Genomic DNA, 16,790 nt, shown 5'->3' with positions numbered 1-16,790 from the left:
GCGTCCCGGAACCGGGCCCCCAGAGGTCCTCAGGGGATCAGCACCGAGGAGGCCGCGGCCGAGTGCCACAAGAGCGCCAGACCCCGCACCTCGCCCGAGCCCAACTGGGCAGAGCCCTCGGTGAAGAGTCGCTCCGCCAACTCCAGGATCGCCTCCGCGGGATCCACGGCGGCGGCGCCACGCTCCACCACCTCACGGGCCTCCGCGAGGAGTTGTTCGGCCAGGTCCGCGATCTGGTTGGCCTCCGCATGATCGACACCGTCGACGTCGATCACGGCGCGTAGCGCGGTGATCTCGGCTTCCCGAGAGAGCGTGTTCGCGCGTCCCCATTCACCCTGGGCCAGCGCGGCCTCGGCCAGCCGCTGCAACTCGGCGGCGGTGTCCAACAGCCGCGTTTGCGTCTCCGTCGGCGTGAGGATCAGCCGGCCCGCGGTGGCCACCGCCTCACCCCCCATCGCCACCTGCAGTCGTACGCGGTCGTCACGGCCGAACAGGTCGTGGGGCCGGCGGTCGGACGGGTCCTTCCGGCGTCCGGCCTGGTCCACGTGCTGGCGGGCGCGCACCATCTTCTCGCCGGCGCCGCGGTCGTTGCCCTGGGCCTTGTCCACCTGGGCGGCGGCCACGAGCTGCGCCAACATGGCACCGAGCTGCGCGGGCTCGTCGTAGGCGCTGCCGTCCACGTCCAATGAGGCCACCAGCGACTCGGTCTCCTGGATCATCCCCTCCACGGAGGTGGCACCGAGCCCCGCGATGAGCGCATCGGCGATCGATTCGCGGGCCTGCTGGCCGCGGCGACGGGCGTCGCTGTGGTCACCCGCAGCGTAGCGGCGGCGTGCCGTCTCGAAGTGTTCCCGCGCCCGGCGCAGTCGCTCTTCCACCTGCGGGGAGCGCACCCGCTGCACGCGGGCTTCCGCGCTCTCCAGGGCCACCTCGGCCAGCGCGGGATCGACCGCGAGGACCAGCTCCGCGTCGAGCGTCGGTTCTCCGGCGGGAGAGAGCACATCGTCCAGCCCCGGATCGGACGGCGTCCGGTCGCAGGCGCTGAGCGCCAGCGCGCCCAGCGCCAGCGTGAGGGTCAGAAGTCGTTGGTTGCTGTTCATGATTCCGTCTCCGGCGGTTGAGATGCTTGGCCGTCGTGCGAGCGACGTTCATCTCGAAGACGAGCCGGGGGCGGATCGCGTCACAGGGCGCGAGGGCCCGCAGGGAGAGAGGCCCTCTAACCCACTGTGGTGGAGTCGGTTGTGGCGTTGGTTCCGAGGGGGCTCCGGGGTCGCCAGCGCCAGCTGCGCCATTCGTACGCCACCCACAGGGCCGCCGCGCCCCAGGCCGCGATCCACGCCAGATCCATCGGATAGCCGGAGCCCCACCGGGTGTAGAACGCGCCGCCCATGACCAGGGCCAGCGCGGTACCTCCGTAGGTCGCCAGCCAAGGGACCACGAGTGCGATCCCGCCACCGGTCTCCAGGATTCCCACCAGGACGCGGAACCAGGGGGGATAGCCCCAGCGCTGGAAGGGCGCGCTCCAGAAGCCTTCGGGGTCGAACTTGCGCCAGCCCTGCGGCACGAAAACCGTGAGCAGATAGAGCCCCACCACCCAGGCCAGGAGCAGACGGAGGCGTGTCCACACCGTCGGCGCCGGTCGTGTCGGCGCAACCGCGCGGTCTTCCGTGGGTGCCGTCTTCACCGCGACACGCCCAGCCGCTCCAGCAGGCGGAGGATCTGGGGATCGTCGGGGGAGAGTTCGAGTCCGCGCCGATAGGCGGCAATGGCAGCGTCGCGATTCCCCGCTGCCGCCTCCGTCCCGCCCAGTGCGGCCCAGACGCTGAACGATTCCGCGTGGAACTCTGCGTTCATGCGCATGAGGGCGGCGGCGGTCTGTGGGTCGTCCGCGCGGACGTAGTCGTTCGCCAGATCTGTGATCACCCACTCACTGAAATCGTAGCTCCACCCGCCGTACTCGCGTTCGCGCAGCTCCCGGTAGTAGGCCACGGCAGCGTCGACGCCCTCGGCGGTGATGCGCTCCCGCAGGAGATCGTCGATCATTCGCGGTCGCGCCAGGCCCCGGTGGCACGTCCGACACTGTACGTCCACGGCGGGAGTGGCCCGTTCCGGGAGATCGGACAGCAGCGTGGTGTTGATGGTCTCCGCCATCTCCAGCATGGCCCGGGCGCGACGCTTGGCGAGCTTGTCGTCGGAGGCGAAGTCGACGCCGTCGAACGATTCTCCGTCTCCCCCGACGTGGCAATACTGACAGCGGACACCCAACGCGAAGGAGAACTGCCGCATCGCGCCCACCAGTTCCCCGCGTGAGATGTCCTCGGGATAGTAGTGCAGGTTGGTGAACCGCTGCGGGATCTGGGCGCCGAGCCCCGAGGCCCCCATACCGAGCAAAACGGCGGTGATGGGGACGGCGCTCCATACTCCAGGACGAACTCGCGTCGAATGCACGGACCGGCCTCCGTCGGTGGGGACCTCCCGCGCGCGCCGCGGGATCTCTTGAAGGTGGAGGCAGGCTTGGGGCGCGGACAGCGGGCGGCGTGGGCGTCTGGCAAAGGGTATGTCAGGAAGCTGCAAAGTCCCCGCAGCGCAGTGGGGTGCCGAGCGCCCGGGACTGGTCCTTGGAGCGAGGTGGGCTTCACTTCCGTCCATGGCCTGGAACAGACCGTTCTTGTCGCGGACTGCGTCCGAGGGATGGCGCCGGCCTCCTCCGGAGGACTCGGGCACCCTGGGCTTCGGCTGGGTGTCCATCCTGGTGCCGCTCGGCCTGGGATTCGTGATGGCTCTGGCGCTGGCCTATCAGGCTTGGGACGCCGGGCGCGAGCATCGGGTTTCCGCTCGCTCCTCGGCCCGCGAGCAGGCGGAGTTCGCCGCGTACCTGCTGGCCACGTCCGTGCACCGGCTCATGCAGGAGGAGTTGCTCTACACCTTCTATCCGGTCGAGCTGGCGCGTGCCCGCGCAGGAGGCGCGTTGCCGGATCCCGATGTGCTTCGCGTCGATCCCGAGCGATCGCGTTGCGAGCCCGAGAGTGCTGGCGCCTCGCGGCGCTACTTCCGTTTCCAGCCGGCGAGCGGTGCACTGCTGGTGACCGGTCCCGCCAGTCCGGAGTTCGAGGGATGGATCCGGTCCCTTCTCGCGCGCCCCGAAGACGAGAGCCCCGCTGGTTCCTCCGAGCTGGATGACCGCACCGTACGACACCGCAGCGGCCTGGTCGGCGATCGGCGCACGCTGATCACCTACCGCGCCTGGGGAGACGGCGCCGAGCGGGTGGTCTATGGGTTCGAGAGCTGTTGGCGCACCCGGCAGGGCAACGTGTTCGAGCGGGCGTTGGCCACGACCCAAGCGTTGCCGCCCCGCTTGGTGGGGAGCACTCCCAGCGACTCGCTGTTCCGTCTGTCGGTGCGGGGCGCCGACAGCGTGCTGGTGTTCGGCGAGAGCTGGGCACGGCCCCCGGCGGAGCTCTACGACGGCACGGCCTTCTACGGCACGGTGCGGGTGCAGCCTGCCCGGGTCTATCCAGGGTTGGAGCTGCGCGTCTCGCTGCTTCCACGCGTTGCGGAGCGCCTCATCCGCGGGGGACTCCCCCGATCACGGCTGCCGCTGGCGCTGGGCCTTCTGCTGCTCACCGCTGCTCTGTTGTGGATCGCGCTGCGGCAACTCAGGCGAGGTCACGAGCTCATCAGCATGCGCGCCCGCTTCGTTCAAAGCGCCTCGCATGAGCTACGCACGCCTTTGCAGCAGATCCTCCTCTTCTCGGACCTGTTGCGCACGGGGCGGCTGCAGGGCGACGCGCAGACGCGACAGGCCCTCGACATCATGCATTCGGAGACCCAGCGACTCATCGCGCTCACCGAGAACCTGCTCCAGTTCTCCAGTCGCCAGCCTCCCCCGGCGCCTGCCGGCGACCTCGATGTGACGGCGCTCACCCAGGAGACGGTCGAGGCGTTTCGACCGCTCGCCGCCGGACGACAAGACGAGATCCGGGTCTCCAGCGACGGTCCCGTGTACGCGCGAGTGCACGCGGACGGGCTCAAGCGCGTCTTGATCAATCTGCTGGACAATGCCCTGAAGTACGGTCCCGAGGGCCAGACGATCGCGGTGGAGGTGAGGGACGTGGACGGGTGGGCCGAGGTCGCGGTCAGCGACGGGGGGCCAGGCATTCCCGAGGCACAGCGCTCCCGGATCTGGGATCCATTCGTGCGCCTGGAGCGCGAGGGCACGAGCGGGACTGCGGGAAGCGGGATCGGGCTCTCCATCGTGCGACAGATCGTCGGCGGCATGGGCGGGCGTGTCGAGGTCGGGCGTGGCGCGCAGGGAGGCGCGCGCTTCTCGGTACGGGTTCCGCGAGCACAGCATCCTCCGCAGCGGGCGGGGTGAAGGTGAGCCGGATCCTGGTCGTCGAGGACAACCCCACGTTGGCGCTCGCACTTCGACAGAGTCTGGAGAGCGACGGGCATACCGTTGCTGTCGTGCACGACGGACAGGCAGCGCTCGAGCACGCCATGGGTTGGGAACCCGAGCTCATCGTGCTGGACCTGATGCTGCCCGGAGTCGACGGTCTGACCGTGCTGCGCCGCCTGCGGGAGCGCGACCAAGCGACGCCGGTGCTCATCCTCTCGGCGCGAGGCGAGGATGTGGACAAGGTGCAGGGGTTCCGCTTCGGCGCAGACGACTATGTCGTCAAGCCGGTGGGCTTGATCGAGCTGTTGCTGCGCATCCGGGCGATCTTGCGGCGCGCTGTCCCTGACGCCCTCGCTCGCCCGGGCGGCCACCACCGCGTGGGAGAGGTCATGGTCGATCTGGCCGCCCGCACCGTGACCCGGGAGGGCGCGGAGCTGGAGATGGCCCCCCTGGAGTTCGACTTGCTGGCGTGTCTGATTCGCCACCGTGGCCGGGCGGTCTCCCGCGAGACGTTGCTCGCGGAAGTGTGGGGCTTCCCGGAGCCCGATCGTATCCGGACACGCACCATCGACACGCACATCGCAACGGTGCGGGCCAAGGTGGAACCGGACCCCTCCCGGCCGCGCTGGATCGTGACCGTGCGTAAGATCGGCTATCGGCTGGAGCCGTGATCGTTGCCTGAGCGCTCCCCAGACCCGACTTTCGAGGCAGTCCCTCCTCCGTCCCCATCCCCGACCGGCCCGTTCCGCCCGGAGTGCCCATGAGAGCGTTCCCGATCTTCGCGTCCCTCGCAGTCCTTCTCGGGCTGACCGCCCCTGGCCTCGGCGGCCAAACCGCGCCGCTGCGGGTGGAGCTGGCCCAGGAGCGTCTGGTGCTGCGCCCGGGCCAGACCGCCCAGATCCAGGCCCGCGTGCTCGATGCCAACGGCAACGTCCTGGACGAGCCCCTCATGTACCTGGCCCGCAGTGGTCGGGGCCGACTGGACGTCAACCGCACCACCGGTGCCGTGGAGGCCGTCTACGGGGGTGAGTATCCGGTGATCGTGATGGTGGCGAGCGACCGCAACGTTCGAGCGGACCTGACGATTCTCGTAGAATACCCGCCGATCGAACGGGTGGTGGTGGAACCCGGAGCAGGCGGCCGCTTCTACGTCGGCGCCACGGTGCGGCACCTGTCCACGGTGTTCGACGAGGCTGGCGACGTTCGGGGCGACACCCCTGTGACCTGGAGCTCCAGTGACGCGTCGATTGCCACGGTGGATCGCTTCGGAGTACTGACCGCGCACCGACCGGGTCGAGTGACGCTCACCGCCACCGCGGCCGGCGTGGAAGGGCGGGTCGCCTACGCCGTCCAGGCCAATCCCGTGACCGAGCTCGCCCTCACGGGGTCCCAGACCGTGGGTCGGACCGGGGACGTGATCCACTTCACGGCAACGGCTCAGGCCGGAAGCACGCCGGTCACGGACATTCCCGTCTCCTACGCGGTGGTCTCCTACCCGGCTCCCGAGGCCACTGCGGATGTCCCCGCTGCGGAGATCGACCAAGAGGGCCGCTTCGTGGCCTACAAACCGGGCATCTACACCGTGATGGCTTCCGTGCCCGGGCACAGTGCCCACCAGACGCTCCAGATCGAGCCCCGTCACGTGAGTGAGGAGGTGACGTTCGTGGGGCAGGGTGCCGTGCGCGCAGTACCCACCTCCGACCTGTGGGTGTGGGAGGGCGTGGACGGCCGCGACTACGCGATCACCGGGACCTGGGGCGCGTTCGGCGCCGCGTACTTCTGGGACGTGACCAACCCGTCCAGCCCCATGATGACCGATTCGATCGTCGTGGACGCGCGCACCACGAACGACGTGAAGGTCTCCGAAGACGGGCGCATCTGCGTGATCTCGAGGGAAGGCGCGTCCAATCGCCGGAACGGCATCGTCATCCTGGACTGCAGCGATCCTCGCAACGTGGAGATCCTGTCGACCTTCGACGACGAGCTGACCGGAGGCGTGCACAATCTCTTCATCTACCAGGACCATGTCTATGCGGTGAACAACGGCATCCGCTTCGACGTGATCAACATCGCGGACCCACGAAACCCGCACCGGGTGGGGCGATTCGAGCTGGACACGCCGGGGCACGCCATCCACGACGTCTGGGTGGTGGACGGAATCGCTTATTCGTCCAACTGGGGCGATGGCGTGGCGGTCATCGATGTCGGGGGTGGCAACAAAGGTGGGAGCCCTTCCAACCCGGTGTTGATGTACCGATTCGCGGACGTCGGCGGTGCCACACACGCCGCTTTCCCGTACAAGAGCCCCACGGGCAAGTTCTACATCTTCATGGGCGACGAGATCGGCCGCCCCGGCTTCAACGATCTCGACGCCAACCGGACCCCCCCGCGCATGGCGGGCTACATCCACGTGGTGGACTTCACCGACCCCATGAACCCGGAAGAGGTGGCGCGCTACGAAGTGCCGGAGGCCGGATCCCACAACATGTGGATCGAAGAGGACCGCCTGTACGCGGCTTTCTACAACGGCGGCACGCGGGTGATCGATATCTCGGGCGAGCTCAAAGGCAACCTGGGCATCCAGGGCCGTGAGATTGCCCACTATATGGCCAACGACCCGGACAGCTTCGTTCCCAACGCGCCGTTCTCCTGGGGCCCCCAGATGCACAAGGGCAATCTCTTCATCGCGGAACACCACTCCGGGCTCTGGGCCATCAAGCTGCAGCCGCGGCGAGGGCTGATTCCGTGAGGAGCGCCGTGGGGTGCGTGCTCCTCGCCCTGGGATGGGTGGCTGCGCTCCCGCCGGGAAGCGTCGCCGCGCAGAGCTACCGCGTCTACGTGGCCTCCGAATCGGAGGACGAGGTCACCGTGCTCCGCTACGACGCCGGGGGCGATCTGTCCGTCGAGAAAGTGATCCGCGTGGGCCGTTGGCCGGCGGAGATCGAGGGTCCGCACGGCATTTTCTTCGACCCGACCGGAGAGTATTGGTACCTCACGTTGGGCCACGGCTATCCCAACGGGACACTGCTGAAGTACGAAGTGGGGGCGGACACGGTGGTGGGGACGGCCGAGTTGGGGTTGTTTCCCGCCACGGTCTCGCTGACGCCCGAGGGAGCGTTGGCGTTCATCGTCAACTCCAACTTCTACGGCGATCACGTGCCCAGCACCGTCTCCATCGTCGATACGCAGACGATGGATGAAGTGGCGCAGACGGAGACCTGCACCATGCCCCACGGGTCCCGCATGTCCGCAGACGGCAGGTTCAACTACTCGGCCTGCATGATGGACGATCAACTCGTGGAGACGTCTACCGTTTCACTCGAGGTCACGCGCCGCCTGAATCTGGTGACGGGTGCCGCGGTGACGGCGCACGCCGGACACGAGGGACACGACATGTCCGGTGGGAGCGGCGCCGGGATGGCCGCGCAGCAAACGTGCTCGCCCACCTGGACCGCCCCCAGCGAGCGGGGCGAGAGACTCTACGTCGCCTGCAACAAGTCTCACGAGATCGTAGAAGTGGATCTGGAGCGCTGGTCCGTGGTGCGGCGCATTCCCGCACAGGGGGCGCCCTACAATCTCGCCCTCACACCGGATGGGACTCGCCTGCTGGCCACGCTCAAGGGGGGCGCGCAACTGGCGGTCTTCGACCGGTCCAGCGGGGAGGAGCTGGCACGCCTTCCCAGCGCTCAGAAGGTCACCCACGGGGTGGTCGTCACGCCGGACAGCCGCTACGCGTTCGTGACCGTGGAGGGCATCGGCGGGCAGCCGGGCCTGGTGGAGGTGATCGACCTGGAGCGCCTGCAGCCCGTAGCCAAGGCCGAGGTGGGGAAGCAAGCGGGTGGATTGGCCCTGGTGCCTGAGTGACGAGGCCACCGGGGACGCCCCGGCCCAGAGGTGGCGGGGCCGGGGAGGGCCGCGCTTCGGGATAGACCGAGCGAACCGGGAACACGCCCCATCTCTCGTGGATTGGATGCGCGACGAGAAGGTCCCGAAGCGGAAGCGAGCGAGAAATGGCCAAAGCCACCTGGAAGAACGCGCTCATCGCCGAGAGCGACGATATCGAAATCGTGGAGGGGAACGCGTACTTCCCTCCCGAAGCCGTGGATCGATCCCACCTGCTCCCCAGCGACACGCATACCACGTGTCCGTGGAAGGGTCAGGCGAGCTACTACCATGTGGTCGTGGGCGATCAGGTGAATCGTGACGCGGCCTGGTACTATCCCGATCCCAAGCCGGCAGCGCAGCAAATCAAGGATCGCGTCGCCTTTTGGCGTGGGGTGAAGGTGGAGGGGTAGAGCAGACCCCGGGACTGCCCAGCGCGATCGCGCCGCCGCGGACTCAAGGGCGGCGCCGCGACTCAGCCTACCAGCATCCACTGGATCCCGAAGCGGTCGCGCAGCATCGAGAACTCGCCATCCGGTGCGAACAGCGTGGCGCCGCCCTCGACGAGCTGCCCGAAGACCCGGTCCCGCTGGGAGCGTTCGGCGAAGGTCAGGAAGAGCGAGACGTTTCCTCCCACCTGGACCGGGTGGGATGGAAGATCGTCGGACGCCTTGAGGACCAACTGGCCCGCTCGGAGTTCCGCATTGAACACGCGCTCGGAGAGTTCCGGCGGCACGTCGAGCGGGGATTCGGCGAACGTCTGCAGCGTGACGATCTCTCCACCAAGGGCGGCCCGGTAGGCGCCGAGCGCCTCGCGGCACGATCCGGGAAAGACCAGGTACGGGACGAGTGCGTGCATGACATGGCTCCAGAAGGCGGGACTCCGAACATACGGAAGGGGTCGCGAGGTCTGTCCCAAGGCGGCGGGCCCCCGCGGAACGGGCGCCTCTGCCAGACCGGTTGCGGTCCGGCTGCCTCGGGTGGAGTTTGCCTCAGCACCTGGCCCAAGGAGACCCCATGGCACGCCGCGCCCTCGCTCGTCCCCCGCTGTCCGATCGGTCGCTCCCGCTCACCGGTAGCTGGCAGCCCGTGGTGTCGGGATCACTCATCGTCCTGTTCATGGTCTTGGCGGCCGCGTCCGCGGGTCCGTTGCTCGCACAGGAAGCGGCGTCCATGCGCGTGGCAGCGGGTGCCCCGCCCGCCGCGCTTCCGCCCCTCGACCCCACGAACCTCGCGTTCTGGAAGTCGATCCGCTGGCAGCAGATCTCCAACGACGGCACCTGGTTCGCGTATCAGCTGGTGCCCAACGAGGGCGATGCGGAGGTCGTGGTGCGGCCCACGGGAGAGGGCGAGGAGCAGCGCTTCCCGATCGGTGAGCCCACCGGACCGGCCGGGTTCAACCCGTTCGGGCCGGCCCCGCGCGGACCTCTGTCCTTCTCTGCGGACGGAAAGTGGTTGGCCTTCACCAGCTATCCGACGGCGGAAGCCGCCAAGAAAGCGAAGAAGGACAAGAAGACGCTGCAGAACGGTGTGACGGTGGTGGAGCTCTCCACGGGCGAGTCCCGCTCGTTCGAACGGGTGCGAGGTCACGAGTTCGCAGGGGACCTGCCGCGCTTTCTGGTCATGCAGCGTGCCCTCGACGAAGGTGAAGGGGCGGGGTCCGGCGCGGATCTGCTGCTCCTGGAGCTTTCGACGGGACTGGTGACCACCGTGGGCAGCGTGGCCGACTACGCCCTCGACGACTCCGGCACGTGGATCGCCTGGACCACCGAGACGAAGGACCGCGTGGGCAACACCGTGGCCGTGCGGGACCTCGCCACGGACGTGGTGCGCACGCTGGACAGCCAGACCAAGGTGTACAAGCAGTTGGCGTGGTCCGAGGAGGGGCGCTCGCTCGCGGTGCTGATCGGCAGCGTGGATACGACCACGTCCGATACCGCCTTCGTGGCCCTGGGCTTCACTGGTCTGGAGCGAGGCAGCCCGCAGCGGATCACCGCCGATCCGGCCGAGCTGCCGGGTTTCCCGGCCGACCTGCGGATCAGTCAGGCGCGCGCTCCCGAGTGGGCGGACGATCGGTCGATGCTCTTCTTCGGGCTGGCCCCCAAGCGGGCGGAGGCCGACTCCGGGAAGGAGCGACCGGACGTGCGGCCCGCCGCGGGGACGCCGGGCGCAATGCAATCGCCCCCACCCAGCCTCGGGGAGGACGATCTACCCACGTTGGTGCTGTGGCACGGGCGCGATCCTCGACTGCAGTCGCAGCAACAGGTCGAAGAGAGCCGCGACAAGCGCTACGCGTACCTGGCGGGGATGCGGGTTGCGGACGGCGGCTTCGTCCGGCTGGCCACCGACGAGCTCAGGGACGTGACGCTCGCACCCGGGCAGCACTACGCGGTGGGGTACGATGAGCGCGACTATCAGCTGCGTGACGCGATCGACGGCGGCAATCGCCGGGACGTCTATGCGATCGACACGCGGACCGGCGCCGCCACCCAGATCCTCACGGCCCATCGCTGGCCGGTGCTGCCATCGCCGGACGGCAGCAAGCTGCTCTACTACGCGGACAAGCACTACCACGTCTACGACTTCACGAAGGGCACCACGCGCACCATCACCGAGGGCCTGCCCACATCGTTCGTCGACGTCGAAGACGACCACAACGTGGTGGACCCCCCACTCGCGCCCATGGGGTGGGCCTCGGACTCCCGGAGCGTGGTACTGAACGACGATTGGGACGTGTGGCGGGTGCCGGTCGACGGCGGCACGGCCGTGAACCTCACGATGGATGGGCGGGAGACCGGCGTCCGGCATCCCCGACGCATCGCCTACGATCCGGACATGGAGGGGATCGACTTCAGCAAACCCGTCTACTTCACGGCCTATGGAGAGCGCACCAAGAAGGGAGGCCTGGAGCGCCTGCGTCCGGGGCAACGCCGTACAGAGCGTCTTCTTTGGGACGATGCTTCCTTCACGGTGCAGCGTGCGGTCGACACCGAGACCTTCGTCTACTCCCGTGAGACGTTCGTGGAGTTCCCGGACTGGTGGGCGGCTCGCGGGACGTTCGCCCAACCCGTCCGACTGACGGATGCGAACCCGCAGCAGGCGGAATACGCGTGGTCGGCGGGCGCGCAACTGGTCGACTACGTGAGCGACAAGGGGGATTCGCTGCAGGCCGCGCTCTTCCTGCCGGCGGACTATCAGCCGGGGCAGTCCTATCCGACCGTGGTCTACATCTACGAGAAGCTGTCACAGAATCTGCACAGCTACTCGGTGCCCAACGAAACGCGGGCGTTCAACCCCAGCGTATACACGAGCCGCGGGTATGCCGTGCTGATGCCGGACATCGTGTACACGATCAACGATCCAGGCATGTCCGCGGTATGGTGCGTCATCCCGGCCGTCAAGGCGGCGATCGCCACCGGCATCGTGGATGAGGAACACGTGGGGCTGCACGGGCACTCCTGGGGCGGCTATCAGTCGGCGTTCTTGCTCACGCAAACGGACATCTTCGCCAGCATCGTCTCCGGGGCGCCGCTCACCGACATGGTCAGCATGTACAGCTCCATCTACTGGAACACGGGGAGCGCCGATATGGCGATCTTCGAGTCCAGCCAGGGGCGCTTCAAGGGCAGCTTCATCGAGAACTACGACGCCTACATCCGGAACTCGCCGGCGTTCCACGCGGACCAGGCCACCACTCCCGTGGTGTTGCTGCACAACGAGAAGGACGGGGCGGTGGACTTCAATCAGGGCATCACCTTCTTCAACACGCTGCGTGAGCTGCAGAAGGACGTGGTGCTGTTGCAGTACGTAGGGGAGAACCACGGACTCAGGGAGCCAACGAACCAGAAGGACTATACCGTCCGTATGATGGAGTTCTTCGATCACTACCTGCGGGGCGCCCCTGCACCCGACTGGTGGGAGAACGGCGTGCCACGCCTCCAGATGGAAGACCATCTCAAGAGCCGCCAGAAGAAGAAGGTGGTCTCGTGAGCGACCGAGCCCTTCTGGACGACCTCCGAGTGATCATCGGCCGGGACCTGGACGGCCTGCAGCGAGAGCTGGAGCTGTATCCGGACGACGCGTCGGTGTGGGTGCTGCCGGAGGGAGTGCCCAACAGCGCAGGAACGCTGGCGCTCCACCTGGTGGGCAACCTGCGTCATTTCATTGGCGCCCTCCTCGGAGGCTCCGGCTACGTACGCGATCGGGAAGCCGAGTTCGGCGACCGTGACCTTCCGCGCAGTGAGCTGATCACCCGCATCGACGCGGCGCGAACCGAGGTGCTGGGTGCGCTGGACCGCATGAGTCCCGACGTGCTCGACGACCCGTTCGCGATGCCCAATGGTGCCTCGGCGCCGTTTGGACGATTCCTCGTCCACCTGGCCGTACACCTGGGCTACCATCTGGGTCAAGTGGACTACCACCGTCGCATGGTGACCGGCGAGGGTGCCTCGGCCCAGATGCTCGGGCTCAAGGCGTTGGCCTGAGTTGGGCTGGGCGGCGAAGCCCCGACACCCTTGCCCGCCGTAGCAGGGCGGACTAGTCTCCGGGTCGTCCCCGTGCTCGGTCCGACCATGCTTCTTCGTCGCTCCCATCTACGTGCCGCAGTCGCGGCGGTCGCCCTGTTCGTCTATGCGGCGCCTGCCGGGACCCGGGTGTTGGCCGGCGTGGGGCACGGGGCCTCCCACCTGGTGGCTACCGCCGGGGAACAACGGCGCGTGGCGGCCCGCATGGGGCTCAGCCACGAGTCGGCCGAGTCCCTGCCGGGGCCTCAGATCGGCTTCGTGCATCAGCACGGGAGCGGGGTGCCCCACGCTCACGGCGGGCCAGTGGGCGCGCTCCTCGAAGCGGCCGAGACCGAAGGGGACGGCCTCTCCTCTCGTGCTCCGGACGTCGACGGTCTCAACGCACACCTGCCTTCCTCCGCGACCCGACTCGCGTCGCCGCCACCTGCGTTGGTGTGGACCGCGCTCGTCGCCGGCACACCGTCGGCCGTTCGCCCAGCCCCGCCTGGACCTCCGCCGCGCGCCTGATCCTCACTCCATCATCACACTGGAGCCGCGTTCGATCCCGGCACCTCGGAGCACGTTGCTGCGTGTTTCCGACGGTGGCGGGACGGCCGCGGGTTCGATCGCGCTTCTCTCGGAATCGAATGAGGCATCATGTGGATCATTCCTGTGCTTACCCCGCTGCTGGCGATCCTGGCAGCGCCGTTGTGGGGCCAAGCACCCCCTAAGCCCACCCCTCCGGACACGGTCGTTTATGTCCTCGAGCCACTTCTGGTGCAGGGGCGTATCGATGACCTGACCGGCCTGGCTGCCACAGCGTCCGTCGGCTATGTGGGCTTCCAGGACCTACGCTTGCGGCCCCTGGGGCGGGAAGCGGAGCTGCTGGAGACCGTGCCGGGGATGATCCTCACCCAACACAGCGGGGATGGAAAGTCGAATCAGATGTTCGTGCGTGGCTTCAACCTCGATCATGGCACCGACTTCTCCACACGCATCGAAGGCATGCCCGTCAACATCCCCACCCACGCCCACGGCCAAGGCTACACGGATCTGAACTTCATCATTCCCGAGCTGGTGGACCACGTCGAGTACGCGCTCGGCAACTACTACGCCGAGATCGGGGACTTCGGCAGTGCAGGCGGAGCTCACCTCAGACTGCGTCGGGCCCTCGACCGGCCTCTGTTTTCGGCGGGTCTGGGTCAGGATGGCTTCGCGCGTGTCGTGGCAGCCGGTTCCGCGCCCGCCGCGGGCGGGACACTTCTCGTCGGGGCGGAGCTGAAGGTGTACGACGGCCCCTGGGAGAAGCCGGAGGATCTGCGGAAAGTGAGCGCGCTGGCGCGTTGGACCCGCGAGCGCCCAGGAAGCGTGCTGTCGCTTCTCGCCCTCGCCTACGACAACCGCTGGCAATCTTCCGATCAGGTCCCTCGCCGGGCGGTGGATTCCGGATTGATCGGGCGCTTCGGGCAGGTCGATCCGACGCTGGGAGGCGCGAGCGCGCGCTACAGCGTGTCCGGGACCTGGATGCGCAGCGGTGGGCGAGGCAGTCAAAGGCTCGATCTCTACGCCATCCGCTACGACCTGGATCTGTTCAGCAACTTCACGTACGCGCTGGACGACCCGACCAGCGGGGACCAGATCCGCCAGCGCGACCGCGAGCGTCGGACGCTCGGGCTCAACCTGGCGCACGTCCAGCGCCTCTACCTCGGAGGGCGAGCACATGAGTTGACGGTGGGCGCCCAGATGCGTTACGACGACGCGGACGTCACGCTCTCACGGACCGCGCGGCGCACGGAGGTCAGAGCGATTCGCGCCGATCAGGCCAGGCAGTGGGGAACGGGGTTGTTCGCGCAGGTGGAAAGTGACTGGTCGCCGATCTTCCGCACGACACTGGGACTTCGGGGCGACCACTACCGGTTCGATGTGCGCAGCGACCGCGCGGCCAACAGCGGGCGCGTCGACGATCGCATCCTGAGTCCCAAGGCGTCTCTCGCCTTCGGTCCTTTCGCCGGCACCGAGGTCTATGCCAGCGCCGGGCTTGGCTTCCACAGCAACGATGCCCGGGGCACGGTCACCACCATCGATCCGCTGACCGACGAGAGGGCCGACCCGGTCGATCCTCTGATCCGCTCCTACGGTGCCGAGATCGGGCTCCGAGCGACGCCCGTCGGTGGCGTGCGCACGACCGTGGCACTATGGGCCATCGCCTTGGACAGCGAGCTGCTGTTCGTGGGAGACGCAGGCACTACGGAACCGAGTGATGCCAGCCGTCGGGTGGGTGCTACGCTCACGACCTTCTACCGCGTCACCCCCCGTCTGAGCGCTGATCTCGATCTGTCGTTCACTCGGGCGCGATTCTCGGGCGTCCGCGAGGGCTTCGACCGGATTCCAGGGGCGCTCGAGAATGTGGTGGCGGCGGGAGTGGCCTGGGAATCCTCCGAGCGAGGCCCGTTCGCCAGCGTACGGATGCGTCGCTTCGGAGCCTATCCCTTGACCGAAGGCGGCGAGCAGCTCGCCCGGGCCACATCGCTGCTGAACCTCAGCATGGGGTGGCAGCGCGGAGCCGCGCGCTTGGGGTTGACGGTCTTGAACGTGCTCGACGCCGAAGACTCCGACATCCAGTATTGGTACGGCTCCCGCTTGAGTGGTGAGCCGCCGGGCGGTGTGGAGGACCTTCATTTCCATCCGGCCGAGCCACGTCAGCTTCGCCTGACCATGACCTGGGGGCTGTGATGACCGGTGCGGCTGGGGGCACCAAGGCGCAGCTGCGTCATGAGCTGCGTCGCCGGGTGGCTGCCCTGTCCGGCGCCAAGGCCGAGTCCCTGTCGGTGCGCGCCTGCGCTCGTCTGCTGCATCTGCCAGAGGTCGCCCACGCCCGCTCACTCCTCGTGTGCCTTTCGTTCGGTCACGAGATCGACACGCGCGCGCTCATCGGACGCCTGGCGGCGGAGGGACGCACCGTCTTTGTGCCCCGTGCCGTTCCGGGCACCACGCGACTCACCGTCCATCGCTGGCCCTGCGTCACCGAGACGCTGTCGTTCGGGTTGGAGCAGCCCGCTGGGGCAGCCGCCGCGATCACCGAGGGGGAGATCGATGGCCGCATCGACGTGGCCATCCTGGTGGGAGTGAGCTTCGATGAGCGCGCCTACCGTCTCGGATACGGGGCGGGCTACTTCGATCGCTTCCTGGAAGGTCGGCCCTTTCCGGCAGTGGGGCTCGCCTACGAGGCTCAGATCCTCCCTGAGCTCCCCGTGGAGCCGCACGACGTTCAGCTGGCGGCCGTGGTGACAGAAGAGCGAGTCATCCGACCGTCCTAGTCGACGGTCGTGTCGTCCGCGCGTTCGACTCCGATCTCGTTCTGGAGCCAGGCGCGGGCCAGCAGCCAGTCCCGCTGCACCGTCTTCAGGGAGACGCCGAGCGATGTGGCCGTCTCTTCCAGCGTCAGCCCGGCGAAGAAGCGCCGCTCCACCACCTGAGCCGCCCGCGGATTGGCAGCGGCGAGGCGATCCAGCGCTCGGTCCAGGGCGAGAAGCTCCTCGGCGCCGTCGTCGGCCAGCAGGGCGCCGGCGTGCTCCAGGGAAAGGGCCACTTTGCCCGAGCCCCGCTTCTTGCGCTTGCGTGTGCGCGCGTGGTCGATCAGCACCCGTCGCATGGCCTGCGCGGCGATGGCGAAGAAGTGGTGGCGATCCTGCGGGTCGAGCTGGTGGCGATCGGCCAGGCGCAGATACGCTTCGTGCACGAGCGCGGTGGCTCCCAGGGTGTGGCCGGTATCCTCTTTGCGCAGCTGGGCCTTGGCCAGGGAGCGCAACTCGTCATAGACGCGGGGAAGGAGCTGATCCAGCGCGTCCGTCTCCCCACTCTTGAGGCGCGACAACCAGTGCGTGAGCTCGCCGTTGGCCATGCTTCGACTCTCCTGGGGCCTAGCAGGTCGCTGAAGAAGGTGGGCACCCCGCGTCGGTCCGACCTGCCGGGAGAGGCGCAACGGGGTGGAGGGGCCGGACACGGCG

General features: G+C 68.1%; 15 protein-coding genes. 10 read left to right on the top strand and 5 right to left on the bottom strand.

Features of this window, described 5'->3' with window-relative positions; translation table 11 throughout:
* Positions 1-29: 29 nt before the first annotated feature.
* From R3E10_18350 to R3E10_18340, 3 genes are all read right to left on the bottom strand, one after another.
* The gene (locus tag R3E10_18350; GenBank protein ID MEZ4417724.1) at positions 30-1,100 is read right to left on the bottom strand and encodes a hypothetical protein; all 1,071 of its coding nucleotides are present in this window, start codon (positions 1,098-1,100) and stop codon (positions 30-32) included.
* A 116-nt stretch (positions 1,101-1,216) separates the two neighbouring features.
* A complete protein-coding gene (locus R3E10_18345) occupies positions 1,217-1,627 on the bottom strand; it encodes a DoxX family protein (protein ID MEZ4417723.1) in 411 nt (136 codons plus the stop codon).
* Between the two features lie 53 nt (positions 1,628-1,680).
* Positions 1,681-2,448, bottom strand: a complete 768-nt coding sequence (locus tag R3E10_18340) for a c-type cytochrome (GenBank protein MEZ4417722.1) — start codon at positions 2,446-2,448, stop codon at positions 1,681-1,683.
* A 220-nt stretch (positions 2,449-2,668) separates the two neighbouring features.
* Between R3E10_18340 and R3E10_18335 the strand changes: the two genes are divergently transcribed.
* From R3E10_18335 to R3E10_18315, 5 genes are all read left to right on the top strand, one after another.
* Complete coding sequence (locus R3E10_18335) at positions 2,669-4,375, top strand: HAMP domain-containing sensor histidine kinase (GenBank protein ID MEZ4417721.1); 1,707 nt, start codon at positions 2,669-2,671, stop codon at positions 4,373-4,375.
* Positions 4,376-4,377: 2 nt separating this feature from the next.
* Complete coding sequence (locus R3E10_18330) at positions 4,378-5,070, top strand: response regulator transcription factor (GenBank protein MEZ4417720.1); 693 nt, start codon at positions 4,378-4,380, stop codon at positions 5,068-5,070.
* Between the two features lie 89 nt (positions 5,071-5,159).
* Positions 5,160-7,148 carry an Ig-like domain-containing protein gene (locus R3E10_18325; protein MEZ4417719.1) on the top strand — a complete coding sequence of 663 codons (1,989 nt, stop codon included), beginning with the start codon at positions 5,160-5,162 and terminating at the stop codon, positions 7,146-7,148.
* Positions 7,149-7,165: 17 nt separating this feature from the next.
* A complete protein-coding gene (locus tag R3E10_18320) occupies positions 7,166-8,263 on the top strand; it encodes a YncE family protein (GenBank protein MEZ4417718.1) in 1,098 nt (365 codons plus the stop codon).
* Positions 8,264-8,409: 146 nt separating this feature from the next.
* On the top strand, positions 8,410-8,694 hold the full coding sequence (locus R3E10_18315) for a DUF427 domain-containing protein (protein MEZ4417717.1): 285 nt from the start codon (positions 8,410-8,412) through the stop codon (positions 8,692-8,694).
* A 62-nt stretch (positions 8,695-8,756) separates the two neighbouring features.
* Here the strand turns inward: R3E10_18315 and R3E10_18310 are convergent, their stop codons facing one another.
* The gene (locus R3E10_18310) at positions 8,757-9,140 is read right to left on the bottom strand and encodes a VOC family protein (protein MEZ4417716.1); all 384 of its coding nucleotides are present in this window, start codon (positions 9,138-9,140) and stop codon (positions 8,757-8,759) included.
* A gap of 158 nt (positions 9,141-9,298) precedes the next feature.
* On the opposite strand from R3E10_18310, the gene R3E10_18305 reads away from it, so the two are divergent.
* From R3E10_18305 to R3E10_18285, 5 genes are all read left to right on the top strand, one after another.
* Complete coding sequence (locus R3E10_18305; protein MEZ4417715.1) at positions 9,299-12,271, top strand: prolyl oligopeptidase family serine peptidase; 2,973 nt, start codon at positions 9,299-9,301, stop codon at positions 12,269-12,271.
* Positions 12,268-12,765, top strand: coding sequence for a DinB family protein (locus R3E10_18300; protein ID MEZ4417714.1), 498 nt, complete (start codon positions 12,268-12,270; stop codon positions 12,763-12,765). The genes R3E10_18305 and R3E10_18300 overlap by 4 nt, the downstream gene beginning before the upstream one ends.
* Before the next feature lie 87 nt (positions 12,766-12,852).
* Positions 12,853-13,311, top strand: coding sequence for a hypothetical protein (locus R3E10_18295; protein ID MEZ4417713.1), 459 nt, complete (start codon positions 12,853-12,855; stop codon positions 13,309-13,311).
* A 129-nt stretch (positions 13,312-13,440) separates the two neighbouring features.
* Positions 13,441-15,516 (top strand): TonB-dependent receptor, encoded by a 2,076-nt coding sequence (locus R3E10_18290; protein ID MEZ4417712.1) that lies wholly within the window; start codon positions 13,441-13,443, stop codon positions 15,514-15,516.
* On the top strand, positions 15,516-16,100 hold the full coding sequence (locus R3E10_18285; protein ID MEZ4417711.1) for a 5-formyltetrahydrofolate cyclo-ligase: 585 nt from the start codon (positions 15,516-15,518) through the stop codon (positions 16,098-16,100). Before R3E10_18290 ends, R3E10_18285 begins: the two co-directional genes overlap by 1 nt.
* Here the strand turns inward: R3E10_18285 and R3E10_18280 are convergent.
* Positions 16,097-16,684 (bottom strand): ECF-type sigma factor, encoded by a 588-nt coding sequence (locus tag R3E10_18280; protein MEZ4417710.1) that lies wholly within the window; start codon positions 16,682-16,684, stop codon positions 16,097-16,099. The two genes, R3E10_18285 and R3E10_18280, sit on opposite strands and share 4 nt — an antisense overlap.
* Positions 16,685-16,790: the final 106 nt, after the last annotated feature.

The organism is Gemmatimonadota bacterium (assembly GCA_041390105.1).
Classification (GTDB): Bacteria; Gemmatimonadota; Gemmatimonadetes; order Longimicrobiales; family Gaopeijiaceae; genus JAGQIF01.
This window is presented reverse-complemented; position numbering and strand designations above follow the sequence as displayed.